This window comes from Kribbella sp. NPDC048837, from assembly GCF_055586945.1.
In genome coordinates this window covers 1-16,008 of record NZ_JBVJHF010000003.1, presented here as the reverse complement: position 1 = coordinate 16,008, position 16,008 = coordinate 1, and the positions used below count along the sequence as shown (strand labels likewise).

Below are 16,008 nucleotides of genomic sequence, written 5' to 3'. Positions count from 1 at the left end.
AGCATATCCACACCGGCGAAGTTGGGGTCAGGACCCCATGGTCCGGCGTCCGGGCGGTCACAAGACTGGTCTTCGAGGCGGCCGCCGGGCGGCGGCGGTCAGGGAGGTCAGGGTGTCGCTGCGACGACAGGGTCCGTCGGTTGTCCTTGCGGTCGACGACGACGGGCTCGGGCTGCGTGGTGCCGGCGAAGGCACCGGGATCCGCGGGATGCGGGAGCGTGCGTTCCTGATCGGCGCGCAGCTGGCCCCCGGACCGGGCGAGCTGGGCGATACGGCGGTGCGCCTCACGGTCCCGTTGGAGGTGGCGCGATGATCCGGATCCTGCTGGCCGACGACCACACGCTGGTGCGGCGTGGCGTACGGCTGATTCTCGACCACGAGCCCGATCTGCAGGTGGTCGCCGAGGCGAGTGACGGAGCTGAGGCGGTCGAGGCGTTCCGCCGTACGCCGATCGACCTGGCCGTGCTCGATGTCGCGATGCCCCGGATGACCGGGCTGCAGGCCGCCCGGGAACTGTCACGCCGCCGCGAACCGCCGCGGATGCTGATGCTGTCGATGTACGACAACGAGCCGTACTTCTTCGCCGTTCTCAAGGCGGGCGCGTGTGGCTATGTGCTCAAGTCGGTCGCGGACCGCGATCTCGTCGACGCCTGCCGGGCCGCGGCGCGCGGTGAGTCGTTCCTCTACCCGGGCGTGGTGAGCACGCTCGTCCGCGACTACCTCGAGCGGGTCCGGCGCGGCGAACGGGTGCCTGGTCAGGTGCTGACCGAGCGGGAGGACCAGGTGGTCAAGCTGATCGCCGAAGGACAGTCGTCCAAGGAGATCGCGGCGATCCTCACCATCAGTCCGAAGACCGTCGAGCGGCACCGGGCCAACATCCTCCAGAAACTGGGCATGCGCGACCGCACCGAACTGACCCGCTACGCCATCCGGGCCGGCCTGATCGAACCCTGACCGTCCTAGACCGTCGCCGGCGAGCTGAGCGATCCGCGCCTCCTGTGACGAGAGGTCGTCGTACGAGGCGACTGTCCCTTGCTCACCAGCGCACGCACGCGGGCCGGTCGTCCGAGCCGGACGATGCCGCGCCGGTCGGCGGTCAGGCGAGAGGTGCGGCGTCTGCGGACAGGGTGGTCCGGAGCTGCTTGCGGGACGTGATCCCCAGCTTCAGGAACACCTTGCGCAGATGCCACTCGATCGTGTGCGGGCTGAGGAAGAGCTCCGCGCCGATCGCCGGATTCGTCAGCCCGGCGGCGGCCAGGTGAGCGATCTGTGCCTCCTGGGGTGTGAGCCGCGGACGTGTTTCGACCGGTCGCGTCCGTACTCGCGCTCCGATGGCCTCCAGCCGGCGTCCGGCCCGTTCCGTGAACGCCTCGGCTCCCATCCGGGCGAACATCTCGTGGGCGGCGCCCAGTTGTACCTGCGCATCGGCATGCCGGTTCCGACCGGACAACCACTCGCCGTACAGGAGGCGCGTGCGAGCTCGCATCACGCGGACCTCGGTGCGGTCGAGGCGCTCGATCGCCTCCCGGTACGACGCCTCCGCGGCTGGTCCGTCGGTCACGAGCGCACGCATACTCGCCAACGTGCCCAACGCCCATGGGGTGCCGGCGGGATGGGTCAACCGGCTCAGTCTGTCGAGTGCCTCGTGCGCGGCCTCTGGCCGGTCGGTGCGTACGGCGGCCTCGACGAGCTCGACCAACGACCAGGTCGACAGGCCCAGCTCCTGTGGATGTGCGCAGCCCTTCTCGGCCGCGGCGTACGCCTCCTCGAAGCGGTCGAGGCTGTTGTACAGAACGGCGGCCGCCCATTGGGTCGCGGTCAGCACCTTTCCTTCGCCGCGCAGGGCTCGTGCCTGCGTGATGGCCTCGATCGCGTGCCGGGTCGCGGCTTCGCTGCCCCGCCACGGCTCGATCACCAGCGCGCCGTACTGGGCCAGGAAGCGGCTGCCCGTGGCTTCACCGATCGTCATCGCTTCGGCAGCCAGCGAGTCGGCGCCGGCGATGTCGCCGGCGAACACGCGATTCGACAGGCGCAACAGCAGCGCCGACGGCAGGACCGAGAGAGCACCCGCCTCGCGGGCGAGGTCGACCAGCTTCGCCGACAACACGGTCCAGCTGTCGAACTCCCAGACGTCATGGGCCATGCGACTGGCGAGCGGCAACCAGCCCAGACCCTCCTTCGGGGTGATCGGCTCGCTCTGGAAGGCGATCAGTGCCTGCTTCAGCATCGGCACGCCGATGGCATAGCCCCGAGCGACCACCGCGGCGACGCCGTACAGCAGCAGATCCGAGCGTCCCGGATCCGTCGAGGGCGGTGCGGTGAGCGCTGCCTCGGCGATCTCCTCGAGTCCACCGCTCGGCAGACGACCGGCGGTGAGCGCCGCGTAGAGCGCGTCGCGATAGGTCTCGCGCGCGACCCCGGCATCGAGTGGCTCGAGGCGTTTCGCCGCGTCGAGCAACAGCGGCAAGGCTGCGCTGGGACTCCTGGACGAGAAGATGATCCGGCCGCGCAGAAGTTCCGACGTGGCCAGCTCGAGTTCACCGAGATGGCTGAGCTCGGCAGTGTCGAGCAGTTCCAGCGCGGTGTCGAACGCACCCGCCTGGTACTTCGCCTGTGCCGCGGCGAAGGCTCTGGCGCCGCGTCGACCGGGATCGGGCGTGAGCTCGGCCGCGCGCTCCAGGAACGCGGCTGCCGCCGCGATCCCACCTCGGGCCTGCGCTCGGTCGGCGGATCGCTCCAGCTCGACGGCCACTGCCTCGTCGGGACGGGCCGCGGCGCGGGCGAGGTGCCAGGCCCGCCGATCGGGATCGATTCGGGGATCTGTCGCCGCGGCCAGCGCCTTGTGGACCTTCCGGCGATCCTGCAGCGCCGCGCCGTAGTACACCGCCGAGCGCACCAGCGGATGCCGGAAACGTACGCGCGCACCGATGGTGATCAGCCCCGCGGTTTCCGCGGGTGATGCGGCGGCGAGTCCGATCCCGAGCTGCTCGGCCGCGCGCCAGAGCAGCAGGACGTCGCCGACCGGCTCGGCCGCGGCGATGAGCAGCAGTCGCTGGGTCGTCGCCGGGAGTGCGTCGAGGCGGCGGAGGAAGCCCTGCTCGAGCCGGCTCGCGAGTGGTCGCGGATCAGGGTTCCCGAAGCCTCCGGCGATCTGCGCCGCGGTCAGTCCGCGCGGCAGTTCCAGGATCGCCAGTGGGTTGCCGCGGGTCTCGGCGACGATCCGATCCCGGACCCGCTCGTCGATGCGTCCCGGCGTCACCGAGTCGAGCAGGGCGCGGGAGTCGAGCTCGCCCAGTCCCTGGACCCGGAGCTCAGGCAGCCCGGGGAGCTCGCCCTCGGTGCTGGAGTCGCGGGCGGCGAACAACAGGCCGACCGGTTCCGCGAACAGCCGGCGCGCGACGAAGGCGAGCGTCTGGGCGGAGACCCGATCGAGCCACTGGGCGTCGTCGACCAGGCAGACGAGCGGCCTCTCATCGGCCACCGCGGCGAGCAGGCTGAGCACCGCGAGCCCGACCAGAAAGCGATCCGGCGGCGTCCCGGCGCTCAGGCCGAACGCGGTCCGCAGCGCGTTGCGTTGTGGCTCCGGTAGGTGATCGGCGTGATCCAGGAACGGGATGCACAGCTGGTGCGCCCCGCCGTACGCCAGCTCCATCTCGGATTCCACACCGGCTGCTCGGACGACCCGGCAGCCTGCCGCGTTCGCCGCCACGTACTCGAGCAGCGCGGTCTTGCCGATGCCGGCCTCTCCGCGGAGGATCACGACCGCGCTGCGTCCCGCGCGGACGGTCGCGATCTGCCGGTCCAGCGCCTCGCATTCGGTCTGCCGACCGTACATGCCATGGCCCGGATCGTGGCGCACGGTGCATCATCCGGCGGAGACCGGCGTGACGGCGTCGATCGAGGTCGCGTCGAGCTGTCTGCGCGACGTGACGGCGAGCTTGGTGAACACCTTGCGGAGGTGCCAGTCGACGGTGTGCGGGCTGAGGAACAGCTGCAGGCCGATCTCTTGGTTGGTGAGCCCGTCCGCGGCGAGGTGGGCGATCTGCGCCTCCTTCGCGGTGAGGACCTCGGGCGTGCCGGCGTCCCGTCTCCGCGTTGTCTCGCCGCTGGCCGTCAGCTCCAGGCGAGCCCGCTCGGCGAAGGCCATGGCGCCGCTGTGACTCAGGCTGTCGTGGGCGAGGCGAAGCTGGATCCGCGCGTCCTGGCGCCGGTTCTCCCGGCGCAGCCATTCGCCGTACAGCCGCAGGTAGCCTTCTTCGATCTTGCTCGCGAGCTCGCCCGCGTCCGGCATCCCGAAACCGGACGCCAGCTGTCCCGCCGACAGACCGCGCGGCAACTCGATCAGCGCGAGGGGGTTGCCTCGCGTCTCGGCGACGAACCGGTCGCGGACGTGCTCGTCCACGACACCGGTGATCGTCGTGTCCAGCAGGGCGCGGGCATCGCCGTACCCGAGGCCGGTGACGACGAGTTCGGGGAGACCGGCCAGTTCGTGGGCGTCATCGGGCTCGCGGATCGCGAACACGAGCGCGACCCGCTCGGCCAGGAGCCGGCGTGCGACGAAGGCGAGGGTCTGGGCGGAAACCCGGTCGAGCCACTGGGCGTCGTCGATCAAACAGATCAGGGGCCGGTCCTCGGCCACCTCGGCGAGGAGGTTCAGCATCGCGAGTCCGACCTGGAACCGGTCGGACGGCGTCCCCGCGGTCAGACCGAACGCCGTACTCAAGGCACCGAACCGTGGGTCGGCGAGGCGCTCCCGCATCTGCCCGCAGAGTTGGTGCAGGCCGCCGAACGCCAGTTCACGCTCGGACTCGACGCCGGCTGCTCTCGCGATCCGGCATGCCGGCGAGTGGCCGTGGATGTAGTCGAGGAGGGCGGTCTTCCCGATGCCGGTTTCGCCGCGGAGCACCAGCGCAGCGCTCTGTCCGGCTCTCAGATTGGCTATGAGCCGATCGAGAGTCTCACACTCGCTGTGCCGGCCTTCGAGCTGAAGGCCCCGATCGCCGATCGCCATAGCCCACCGCCAACAAAGGAGCCTATCCGCGCCGGGACTGGCGGGCAACGAACCCAGTGACTACCGGACAGTCACTGCCCGTTCAGCCGGCGAGGTCGGCGGCGAGGCACTCTTCGAGGCCGGTGAGGTCGCCGGCCCGGGAGGCGTCGAGGAATGCGTGGAGGAAGCGCCGGGACGATCCCGGGTGGGCATCCACGGGCCGGTCGGCGGCGATCCGCCCGCGGGCCCGGCTGACCACCTGCCTGGTGTTGGCCTGGCCGAGGTGGAGGAACTCCGAGATCTGTCCGTACGGGTAGTCGAACGCCTCCCGGAGCACGAAGGCAGCGCGTTCTCGCGGGTTCAGGCTCTCCAGGATGATCAGCACCGCTTCTTCGACGGATTCGCGGCGTTCGGCCCTGGTCGCCGGGTCGGCGCCGGGATCGGCCCGCTCGGGCGCCGAGGGGGCCACGGTGGTCTCGCGGCGCCGGCGCGCGCATTGGCTGAGGTTGATGGCGAGCCGGGTGGTCATCGTCGCCAGGAGAGCCTGCGGATCCAGGACGACCGTACGGTCGGTCTTCTGCCAGCGGAGCCAGGTCTCCTGGACGATGTCCTCGGCCTCGCTCGTGTTCGCGAGGAACCGGTAGGCGATCGCCATCAACCGGGGTCGCACTCGGATGAAGGTCGCGACAGCCTCGTCGAGGTCGCCGTTGAGGTGCTCGGCGTTCACAGTCCCAGCCCCTTCCGCTCTTGTTTCCAGAGTGCGGGTAGCGGCCGTCCTGTCGCGCCTTGCGAACCACGTGGTTGGCCACGTAGTCGTGGCCCACCACGTGATCGTGGGAATGCCGCGTCACCTCGGTGGCGACGCGGCATTGTGTGCTGTCGGATCAGTCGGTCCCGAGGGCTTTGCGGAGGACGTGGATCGCCTGCTCGACCGCGCCCGTCGTAGCGGCGGTCTCGCGGAGCGGGTTGAGCATCATGAAGTCGTGGAGGATGCCGTTGTAGCGGATGCACGTCGTCCGTACGCCGGCCTCCGTGAGCCTGCGCCCGTACGCCTCACCCTCGTCGCGGAGGACGTCGTTCTCGTCGACGATCAGGAAGGCCTCCGGCAAGCCGGTGAGGTCGTCGATGCTCGCTCGCAGTGGCGATGCGGTGATCTCGGAGCGCTGGGCGTGGTCCGGCGCGTAGCAGTCCCAGAACCAGGCCATTGCCTTGGCGGTGAGGAACGGACCGTCGGCGAACTCGCGGTAGCTGTCGGTGTCCTGCCCGGCGTCGGTCACCGGGTAGTACATCGACTGGTGGACGAACGTCACGTCGCCCCGCTGCTTGGCGAGCAGCGCCAGTGCGGCGGTCATGTTGCCACCGACCGAGTCGCCGGCCACCGCCAGCCGGTTCGCGTCGAGGCCCTCGGCCGAACCCTCTTTGGTGATCCATTGGGCGGTCGCGTACCCCTGCTCGATCGCGACCGGGTAGTGAGCCTCGGGGGAGCGGTCGTACTCCACGAACGCGATCGCCGCGTTCGCCCCGACGGCCAGTTCGCGGACCAGCCGGTCATGGGTTCCGGCGTTACCGAGGACCCAGCCGCCGCCGTGCATGTAGAGGACGGTCGCGACGGGGCCGGTCACGTTCGGGGGTTTGACGATGCGGACCCGCACGTCGCCGACGTCCGCCGGCACCGTGATCCAGGTGTCCGCCACGTCGAGCTTGGCGATCGGTGCGCCCTGGACGTCGTCGAGTACCTTGCGGGCCCCGTCCGGGCCGAGCTCGTAGAGGAACGGCGGTTTCGCCGTCGCGTCCGCGAACTCCTGGGCTGCTGTCTCGAGGAAGTGCTTGCTCATGAGGGATTCCGTCCTTTCCGGAGGTGGTTGCCGGTGGTCAGTCGATGGCGGCCGGCGCGCTCGTATGACTCGTCGCCCAGTCGAGCGCGAAGTCGGCCACGGTCTCCCAGCCGGGAGCGCCGGCGGTGAAGTGCGGGCGTCCGGCGAACTCTTCGTACTGCACGACCGCCTTCGACTTCCCGAGGCGCATCGCGGCCTCCTTGCTCACCGAGGCGGGGATCGTGTGGTCCTCGGTGTTCCCGATCACCAGGAGCGGAGGGCGGTCGTCCTTGTGGAAGTCGACCTTGGTGGCGGCGCGCGGGTTGAAGTTGGCGGACGCCCCTTGGAAGACCACACGGCCCGGGGCGGCAACGGCGTACCGCTCGTACGCCGCTTGGGCGTCCTCGTCGGTCATCGTGTTCGTGAACGCGTAGCGGAACTGCTTCGGGGTCATCGCGAAGGTCTTGTGCCTGTTGGCCGGATTCCTGAGGACCGGGAAGACGGAGCGCAGCAACGCCGGCGGTAGGCGCAGTACGCCCTTCACCGGTGCCGGCGACAGGGCGACGCCGGCCGCGCCCAGGCCGCGGTCGAGCAGCAACTCGGTCACGAGTCCGCCGGTCGAGTGCCCCATGATCACCGGCGGACTGCCGAGGTCGCGGATGATCCGGTCGTAATGGTCGACCACCTCGGCGATCCCGAGCCCGTTCATGACGGACGGGTCGCGCCGGAGCGCCTCGACCTCGCCCTCCATCCGCGGCCACGCCGGCGCGAGCACCTCGTGCCCCCGCTTCTCGAACCGCGCCTTCCAGCCTTCCCAGCTCCGCGGTGTGAGCCACAGCCCATGAATCAGAACGATCGTGCGTGACATGACAACTCCTCTACTGACCCCACGCCCCAGCCGCGAAGACGATCCGGACACCAACCAAGTCCGAACAGCCCTCCGATCCGTGACACGCCGTCCGCGTCAGCGGACGCGTTTGACCGGGAGGATGGCGGCGGCGCCGGTGACGGCGGAGATTGCCGCGGCTGTGTAGAGGACGGCATAGCTGCCGTCGGAGAGGGCGAGGATGGCTGGGGCGATCGCTGGGGCGACGAAGAAGGGGAGGGCGCTGGCGATGTTGAAGACGCCGAGGTCCTTCGCGGCGGTGGCTCGGTCGGGGAGTACGTCGGCCACGAGCGCGAGGTCGACGGCGACGTACAGGCCGAAGCCGAGTCCGCTGAGGGCCATGCCGATGAGGTAGCCGGTGAACGTGTCGGCGAGGGCGATGACGAGCAGCGCCACGCCGTACAGGAGGGAGGCGGTGATGACGAGGATCTTCCGTCGGCCGGTGCGGTCGGAGAGTTGGCCGCCGGCGAGGGATGCGGCGATGAGGACGACGGACTGGGCGAGGGTGCCGAGGAAGACCTGGTGCGGTACGTCGGCCTCGGCGGTGCCGATCTGGTCGAGTAGGTAATAGGCCTGGTACGTGGTGAGCAGGGCGTAGGCGAGCAGGAGCAGGAATCGGCTGGCGAACGCCCAGGCGAAGTCCGGGCTCTTGCGTGGGTCGAAGGAGAACGTGCTGGCCAGTTCCCGCAGAGACCAGGCCGGCTTGTCCTCCGGGTCGAGTCGGCGATCCTTCAGCGTGACAACGAAGAGCAGGACGAAGAAGCCGCCGATCGCGCACGGAACCAGGAACATCGCGAGCCGGTTGCCGGTGAACAGCTGAACCAGGTAGGTCGCGCTGACCGACGCGATGGGGAGGGCGATTCCGAGGACGCCGGCAACCAAACCGCGTTGGGCGACCGGGACCTGGTCCGGCAGTACGGCGACCTGAGCGGCGAGCAGCGCGTTGAGCGAGAGCTGGGCCAGGCACCACCCGATGAGGACGACCAGGATGGTGGGCGCGAGCGCAACGACGAGGATGCCCAGGCATCCGCCGGCCAGGCCGGTGACCATCCAGGGCCGCCGCATGCCCAACCGCGATGACGTGCGGTCGCTGAGCTTTCCGAAGAACGGGTTTCCGAGCATCGCCACGATGGACCCGGTTCCGGCGACGAGCGCGAGGCTGTTGGGAGCCTGTTCGATTCCGACGAGCGAGTTGACCTTCAGGGCCAGGGAGACCAGCAGGGGAGCGAGGAACAGCAGGGAGGTGCCCATGGACGCCAGCGCGTACCGCGAGATGAAGCCCCGGCCAACCCGCTCGAGCGGCTCAGGCTCCACTGGGACTCTCCTCGCGGTGGGTGCGAGCGTCTCACGGTATCGGCCCACCGCCCCGGGGCGGTGGGCCGGAACGCGATCAGTCGACCTTGGTCAGGCCGGCGGTGATTGGTGCGGGCTTGAATCCCTTGACCGTCATCCAGATGCCGACCGAGAGCTCCCAGGCGGCGATGGGCAGCGTCGCGAGCATCGTGATCGCGGAGGTCTGCTCGTTGTGACCGAACAGGGTCGCGACGTTCGCGGTGAAGAGCAGCGGAGCCCCGATGAGTCCGAGGGTGGGGATGATCCGCGGGACCAGGCCCGACTTGTACATCAAAGTGCCGAGCAGGACGGCGTTGACGCAGGCCATGAAGCCCGGGCCGAACAGGAATGTCCAGTCCCGGATCGCCACGAGGGCCTGGTCGGTGCCCGCCGTACCGGCGCCGTTCTGGTTGAGGGTGACAACAGCGAGCAGGCTGACGACCCCGGTCATGATGATCGCGGCCTCGATCAGCCGTGAGGTGACCAGGCCGAGCGCGAAAGCCTGGTTCTGGCGCTTGAGCACCGGGAACAGCGCGACGGCGCTGCCGACGCCGGCGAGGGCGTTGACGAAGTCCAGGAAGCCGGCCGACAGGAGTTGGGTGTCGTGCCCGGCGGCGACGGTGAGGTCCGGGTTCACCGCCGATCCGATGAAGGCGAAGGCGGGCAGGGACGCCGCGAAGGTGATCAGGTAGAAGATGCCGGCGGCGCGGGCGTGATTGCGAGTGGGGTCGCTGGTGGCTGTCCTGGCTGGTGTGGTGGTGGTCATGGCTGTCTCCAGTCTGAGCTGTGCGGATCTTCGGGTTCGGGCTCCACCTGGGCGACCGAGAGGAGGGGGACGCCGAGGTCGCGGAGTCGTTGCAGCAGGCCGTGCAGGGCGGCCTGATCCGCGACGGCGCCCCGGATGGTGGTGGTGCCGTCGGCTCCGGGGGTGAGGGTGAGCCCGTCGAACCAGACCGACCACCGGGGGTCGAGACGCCCCTGGAGGCGGATCTCGTACCAGTTGCCGTCGTACGGCCGGCCGGTGGCTGTGCTGTTCACGGGTGCTCCTCTTGTGCAGGTGTCTGCAAGCTAGGAGCCGATGTGGTGAGTTGACCTCACATCATCTGGTGAAATCGCCGATGAGCTTCAGGGGCGGTGGGACAACAGGTTGAGCTGATGTGCCCGGCGGACGGCGGCGCGGCGGTTGTTGACGCCGAGCTTGGCGTAGACGTTCTTGGTGTGGGTACGCACGGTGTTCAGCGACACCACGAGCTCCCGGGCGATGGACGGGCCGTCGAGCTCGCTGACGAGCAGCCGCAGCACGTCCAGCTCGCGCCCGGTCAGCGGCTCGATGAGGCCCGCCTGGCTGGGCGAGGGACGAGCCGATTCACCCGTTGCGTCGAGGAGTCGGCGCACATACGCCTGTCCCGGTCGGTGCCGGTCCAGCGTAGTGAGCAGCTTGGCCATCGGTCGGCCTTCGCTGGAGAAGACCCGGACATAGCCTTCGGGCTCGGCGAGCGTCAGCGCGCGTTCCAGTGCCGCCTCGGCCTCGCTGTCGTTGCCGACTGCGTGCTGCGCGATCGCTAGCAGCGTCAGGACTTCGATGACGGTCCCTTGCCTGCCGCCATCCTCGGCCGCGGAGAGAAGTCGTTCGAGCAACCCGATGGCGTCGCGCTGCTCGGCGAGGAGGACCCGGGCCAGAGTCACATGCTCGTACTCGCGCAGATACGACACCTCATCGTCGACGGAAACGGCGGACTGCCGCGCCCAGTCCAGCGCGGAGGCCACGTCCCCGTGCGCAGCCAGCATTCGCGCGCGTAGTGCTGGGACTGGGCGTACGTTCGGCGCAAAGTCGCCCACGTACACGCGTTCCGCCTCGGCGAGCAGTCCGAGTGCGGCGTCGAGATCGCCCTCGGCCTCCCTGAGCAGTGCCATCGCCACTCGCCAGCGGTAGGGGTTCTGTGGCAGGCCGGCCTGCTCTCCGAGCTCGTCGCTGTGCCTCAGGTGTTCGGTGGCGGCGGCCAGGTCGTTGTGCTCGAGCGCGAGCTGGCTCAGACCGACGTACATGTCGCGGGTGCCGCGCAGGGCCTGGCCGGCGGCGAGGTCGAGGGCGCGTTCGTACGTGCGTCGTGCCTGGCGGAGCCTGCCCTGCGTGGATTCGAGGTCCGCGAGGGTGATCGCGCATCCCAGTACGTCGGCGACGTACCCGACTCGGTGCAGCCCGGCGGAAGCGTCGGTGTAGCTGCGATGGGCGGCCTCGAGGTCGCCCGTTGTCCAGGAGGCGAGTCCGGCAAGGGCCTCGGCCGATGCCCGGGTGAGGTCGTCATGCTCGGGCGCGCGGACGACTGCCAGCTGGGCGTGCTTCAAGGTTCCGGACAGGTCTCCGGCGATGAGTGCGAGCGCGGCACGGTACAGCTCGATGCCACCGGGCAGTCTGGCGAGTTCAGTCTGATCGACGACCACGAGCTCTTGCGATCGGCCGTCTAGGAGCTGCTCGATGTCGGACAACCGGCGGTCGACGTCGCTGAACTCGTTGCCGGCCATCAGTGCGCCGACGAACCCCATGGCGAGCACCGGGCGGCGGTCGACCACCTCGTCGGGCAGTTCGTCGATCCAGCGGCGCAAGGTGTGCTCCTGGCGGTTCTTGCGCAGTTCGGGAACGGCGCGCTCGACCAGGTCGGCCGCGTGCCCGACATCGCCGGCCGCGAGGGCATGCCGTACGGCGGGCACCGGCTCGCCGGCGTCGTCGTACCAGCTGCCGGCGCGTCGATGCAGGTCCGCGACGTCGCCGCGCTCGTCGAGCAGATGGGAGTGCAGGACGTCGGCGAAGAGGTGGTGGTAGCGGTACCAACGGCGCTGGTCGTCGAGCGGGACCAGGAAGAGGTTCGCCCGGTCGAGCCGCTCGAGCATCGCCTTGCCGTCGTGCTCGCCGGTCACCACGTCGCACAGTGCGCCGGTCAGACGGTCGAGGATGGATGTCTCGAGCAGAAAGCGTCGTACCTGCTCGGGCTGCCGGTCCAGCACCTCTTCCACCAGGTAGTCGACGACGAAGCGGTCGTCGCCGGCGAACCCGGCGATGAAGCCGGCGGCATCGTCGCGACCCCGGAGTGACAGGGCCGCGAGCTGCAGGGCCGCGATCCAGCCCTCGGTGCGTTCTTCGAGTGACGCGATGTCCCCGGTGGTGAGACGCAGGCCGGTGACGTCGTTCAGGTAGGTGCCGGCCTCGGCGAGGGTGAAGCGGAGGTCGGCGGCGCGGATCTCGATGAGCTCGCCGCGTGCGCGGAGGCGGGCCAGCGGCAGGCCGGGATCCGCCCGGGTGCTGATGATCAGGCGGACCTGCGGGGGCAGATGGTCGAGGAGGAAAGTCATGCCCGGCCGGATGCCGGGGCCGTCGACGAGGTGGTAGTCGTCCAGGACCAGGGTGACCTCACCGGGCAGCACGCTCAGCTCGTTGAGAACGACGGTCAGCACGGCCTCGATCGGCGTCTTCCCGGCCTGGAGCAACGGAAGCGCGCCGGCACCGACACCTGGAACGGCGCGGTCCAGTGCGGTGAGCACATAGGTCCAGAACGACGAAACCTCTCGATCGCCCTCGTCGAGGGCAACCCACGCGACTGAGCCTCCGGCGCGCGCCAGCCACCGCCCCACCAGCGTGGTCTTGCCGAACCCCGCCGGCGCCGAAACCAGCACCAGCCGCCCGCCACGAGCCAGGACCTCATCCAGCCGAGCCCGCGCCACGATGCCGTCCCGGGGTGCAGGCGGAAAGAGTTTGGTCTCGACGAGAAGATCCGTCATCGTGCGCTAGGTAGTGGACCTGGTCGGTGTTGCTTGATGGGTTGTCATCGTCAGCCTCCGACCGTGGCCGTGGGGATGATGGCTACCGGGCAGGTGGCGTGGTGGAGGACGGTTTGGCTGACGGAGCCGATGAGCATGCCGGCGAAGCCGCCGCGGCCGCGGGCGCCGAGGACCAGGAGGGCGGCGTCGGCGGAGAGGCTGAGGAGGTGTTCGGCCGGGTGACCGGTGATCTGGACGAGTTCGGCGTCATGGCCGCCGCGGTGGTGTACGGCGTCTTGGAGCTCGGCCTCGGTGATGCGGTGCAGTTCGGTTCCCGGGGGCTGTGCCGCGACCACGCGGACGGCGAGGTCGTGGCGGCGGGCGTAGTCCAGGCCGAGATCGAGGGCGGTGTCGCTCGCGGACGAGCCGTCGTACCCGATCACGACGCGGCGGCCGGATTCGTGGAGGTCGGGTCGTACGACGACGACCGGGCACCTGGCGTTGGCCGCGAGGTCGAGGCCGGTCGAGCCGATCAGGGCGCCCAGCATCAGGCCGAGGCCGCGGCTGCCGATGACCACCAGAGCGGCATCGCCGGAGGCCTTCATCAGGATGGTCGATGCTGAGCCGGTCTCGGACCAGCCGTCGACCGTAATGGCCGGTTGGAGCCGGCGTGCGAGCGCGATCGCCGCGGGGACGATCCGCTGGGCCGAGGGGTCGGGTGTTGGCGTCACCGCGTACACGAGGTCCAGCTCCGCGCCGAGCGAGGCCGCTTCGATCGCGGCCCATCTGATCGCGGCTTCCGCGGCCGGTGATCCGTCGATACCTGCGACAACTCTCATGCCGGCCTCCTCGCCGGTCGGGCGGACGAAATGCCGTCGGCGGCCGTCAGCAGGTCGCGCAGGCGCTTCACGAAGCGGGCGGCGGGTGCTCCGTCCACGACGTCGTGGTCGACGCTGACGGTCAGCTGCAGGAACTCACGTTCGACCAGCCGGCCCTGGAACAGGATCGGGCGGCGGGTGATGCCGCCGACGACGATGCCCAGCGTGTGAAGCTGGAAGGCGATACCCCACCCGCCGCCGGCGCCGAACATGCCGACCGCCGTCACGCCGATGGTTCCGGCCAGCGCCCGCTGGCGATCGGGCAACCGGTGAAGCGCCCGGAGCAGCCCGATGCGCACGAAGGCGGGGAGGATCAGGTACGCGCGCGCCCACAACGCTTTCCGCACCGATGGGCTGAGGTGGGGATCCGCCTTGACGTCGCGGATCTCGCGATGCAGGTCCTGCACGGTGCGATTGCCGGCATCGCGCAGTACGTGCGTGAACGCGAACGAGCTTCCGTTCAGGTCGACCTCGATGGGCAGGCCGACGTCGACCTGGTCGAAGATCACCTCCCGGCCGCGGAGGTTCCGGTACGCCTGGATCGTGGGATCAGCGGCGACCGCGCGGGCCACACAACTGATCACGAACGCGGTGAATGAGACGTCGTGACCGGTCGCCTCCCGCAGCGCCGCGCGGGCCGAGGTCACATCGACCTCGACCAGGCCGTGCACGACATGGCGGCGCCGTGCCGCCCGGCCGGCATCGATCACGAGCCGCCGGGCCCAGGGCACGGGGACGACCTTCGAGTGCAGCTGGTGCACGGTCCACCTCCGATCTGCCTCGAGCATCGCCCCGCTCGCGCAGCCTCCGCATCGGCCGATCGGTCTGTGCGACCCGGGACCTTCGACTCTCATCGGGTGAGTTGCGCCGCGTGGTCCGGAACCTGGGTCTGCATGTCGCGCGGCGGGCGCTCGTAGCCTTTCGACGGCGGGCGGGGTGGCAGGTCGAGCGGTGTCCGCTGGACATCGTGGTACTGGATCGTCGACAACAGGTGCGCGATCATGTTGACCCGTGCCGAGCGCTTGTCCTCGCTCTCGACGACGTGCCAGGGCGCCTCGGGGATGTCGGTATGGACGAACATCTCGTCCTTGGCGCGGGAGTAGTCCTCCCACCGGCTGATCGACTCCAGGTCCATCGGGGAGAGCTTCCAGCGCCGCATCGGGTCCTCGAGGCGGCTGCGGAACCGGTTCTCCTGCTCACTGTCGCTGACCGAGAACCAGTACTTGCGCAGCAGGACGCCGTCCTCGACCAGCAGCCGCTCGAAGATCGGGCTCTGATGCAGGAACCGCGCGTACTCCTGGTTCGTGCAGAAGCCCATCACCCGCTCGACGCCGGCCCGGTTGTACCAGCTGCGGTCGAACAGCACGATCTCGCCGGCGGCCGGCAGGTGTTCGACGTACCGCTGGAAGTACCACTGCGTCCGCTGCCGTTCGGTCGGTGCGGGCAGCGCCACGATCCGCGCGACCCGGGGGTTGAGGAACTGGGTCACCCGTTTGATCGTGCTGCCCTTCCCGGCCGCGTCCCGGCCCTCGAAGACCACCACCAGCCGGGCGCCCTCGACCCGGACCCATTCCTGCAGCTTCACCAGTTCGGCCTGGAGCCGCAGGAGCTCCCGCTCGTACACCTTCTTCGGCAACCGCTTCCTCGCGCCACTCATCCCAGCACCATCTCGCATCCGCGGCCCGGATCACAGCGGTCATGGGCCGGGGTCCGAGTCAGGCTCGGTCAGTCGCCGATCGGCGCGGTGAGTTCGACGACCGTGCCGTGCGGTTCGTTGTCGCCGACCGTGACGGTTCCGCCGAGGGCCTGGGCTCGCTCGGTGAGGTTGCGCAGGCCGCTCCTGCGGGTGGTGGAACCGATCCCGACGCCGTCGTCCGAGATCCGCGCCGTGACTTGGCCGGCGCCGACGGTGACCGCGACCGTTGCCGCGGATGCTTGGGCGTGGCGGACGACGTTGGACAGTGATTCGCGGATGGCGGCGAGGATTTGTGGCCGGACGGGGGGTGGGACGACGGTGTCGATCGGGCCGGTGCAGGTCAGTTGGGGGCGGAAGCCGAGGGGTTCGGTGTATTCGGTGACGAGGGCCTGGATGTCGGCGCGCAGGGAGGTGGTGTCGGGGGTTTGCTGGAGTTCGAAGATCGCGGCGCGGAGGTCGTGGATGGTGGTGTCGATGTCGTCGACGGCGCGGCTGATGCGTTGTTGGTGTTCGGGGCGGGCGAGGCGGTGCATGCCTTGGAGTTGGAGTCCGGTGGCGAAGAGTCGCTGGATGACGACGTCGTGCAGGTCGCGGGCGATCCGGTCGCGGTCTTCGAGGACGGCGAGCATGTCGCGGTCGCGTTGGGAGCGGGCGCGTTC

15 protein-coding genes are annotated in these 16,008 nt (G+C 69.7%); 2 read left to right on the top strand and 13 right to left on the bottom strand.

From position 1 onward, the window contains the following. Positions 1-112: 112 nt before the first annotated feature. Positions 113-313 (top strand): ATP-binding protein, encoded by a 201-nt coding sequence (locus ACZ6O0_RS15750; RefSeq protein ID WP_465765617.1) that lies wholly within the window; start codon positions 113-115, stop codon positions 311-313. Beyond that, positions 310-954 carry a response regulator gene (locus tag ACZ6O0_RS15745; protein ID WP_465765616.1) on the top strand — a complete coding sequence of 215 codons (645 nt, stop codon included), beginning with the start codon at positions 310-312 and terminating at the stop codon, positions 952-954. Before ACZ6O0_RS15750 ends, ACZ6O0_RS15745 begins: the two co-directional genes overlap by 4 nt. A gap of 142 nt (positions 955-1,096) precedes the next feature. Here the strand turns inward: ACZ6O0_RS15745 and ACZ6O0_RS15740 are convergent, their stop codons facing one another. From ACZ6O0_RS15740 to ACZ6O0_RS15680, 13 genes are all read right to left on the bottom strand, one after another. Further along, positions 1,097-3,859 (bottom strand): ATP-binding protein, encoded by a 2,763-nt coding sequence (locus ACZ6O0_RS15740; protein ID WP_465765615.1) that lies wholly within the window; start codon positions 3,857-3,859, stop codon positions 1,097-1,099. Positions 3,860-3,865: 6 nt separating this feature from the next. Further along, the gene (locus tag ACZ6O0_RS15735) at positions 3,866-5,011 is read right to left on the bottom strand and encodes a helix-turn-helix domain-containing protein (protein WP_465765614.1); all 1,146 of its coding nucleotides are present in this window, start codon (positions 5,009-5,011) and stop codon (positions 3,866-3,868) included. An 82-nt stretch (positions 5,012-5,093) separates the two neighbouring features. Next, a complete protein-coding gene (locus ACZ6O0_RS15730; RefSeq protein ID WP_465765613.1) occupies positions 5,094-5,717 on the bottom strand; it encodes a sigma-70 family RNA polymerase sigma factor in 624 nt (207 codons plus the stop codon). Between the two features lie 157 nt (positions 5,718-5,874). Continuing rightward, positions 5,875-6,825, bottom strand: coding sequence for an alpha/beta hydrolase (locus ACZ6O0_RS15725; protein ID WP_465765612.1), 951 nt, complete (start codon positions 6,823-6,825; stop codon positions 5,875-5,877). A gap of 37 nt (positions 6,826-6,862) precedes the next feature. Next, positions 6,863-7,672, bottom strand: a complete 810-nt coding sequence (locus ACZ6O0_RS15720; protein WP_465765611.1) for an alpha/beta hydrolase — start codon at positions 7,670-7,672, stop codon at positions 6,863-6,865. A gap of 96 nt (positions 7,673-7,768) precedes the next feature. Next, positions 7,769-9,004, bottom strand: coding sequence for an MFS transporter (locus ACZ6O0_RS15715; protein ID WP_465765610.1), 1,236 nt, complete (start codon positions 9,002-9,004; stop codon positions 7,769-7,771). Between the two features lie 76 nt (positions 9,005-9,080). Further along, complete coding sequence (locus tag ACZ6O0_RS15710; protein WP_465765609.1) at positions 9,081-9,788, bottom strand: DUF4386 domain-containing protein; 708 nt, start codon at positions 9,786-9,788, stop codon at positions 9,081-9,083. Continuing rightward, the gene (locus tag ACZ6O0_RS15705; RefSeq protein ID WP_465765608.1) at positions 9,785-10,060 is read right to left on the bottom strand and encodes a hypothetical protein; all 276 of its coding nucleotides are present in this window, start codon (positions 10,058-10,060) and stop codon (positions 9,785-9,787) included. Before ACZ6O0_RS15705 ends, ACZ6O0_RS15710 begins: the two co-directional genes overlap by 4 nt. Before the next feature lie 87 nt (positions 10,061-10,147). Continuing rightward, entirely contained in the window at positions 10,148-12,796 is a 2,649-nt protein-coding gene (locus ACZ6O0_RS15700; RefSeq protein WP_465765607.1) for a winged helix-turn-helix domain-containing protein, read from the bottom strand. A gap of 50 nt (positions 12,797-12,846) precedes the next feature. Beyond that, on the bottom strand, positions 12,847-13,614 hold the full coding sequence (locus ACZ6O0_RS15695) for a universal stress protein (RefSeq protein ID WP_465765606.1): 768 nt from the start codon (positions 13,612-13,614) through the stop codon (positions 12,847-12,849). Next, positions 13,611-14,414, bottom strand: a complete 804-nt coding sequence (locus ACZ6O0_RS15690; RefSeq protein ID WP_465765605.1) for a 2-oxo acid dehydrogenase subunit E2 — start codon at positions 14,412-14,414, stop codon at positions 13,611-13,613. Before ACZ6O0_RS15690 ends, ACZ6O0_RS15695 begins: the two co-directional genes overlap by 4 nt. An 89-nt stretch (positions 14,415-14,503) precedes the next feature. Next, positions 14,504-15,310 carry a polyphosphate kinase 2 gene (gene ppk2 / locus ACZ6O0_RS15685; protein ID WP_465765604.1) on the bottom strand — a complete coding sequence of 269 codons (807 nt, stop codon included), beginning with the start codon at positions 15,308-15,310 and terminating at the stop codon, positions 14,504-14,506. A gap of 68 nt (positions 15,311-15,378) precedes the next feature. Next, positions 15,379-16,008: sensor histidine kinase (locus ACZ6O0_RS15680; protein WP_465765603.1), on the bottom strand; the 630-nt coding region annotated here is incomplete at its 5' end.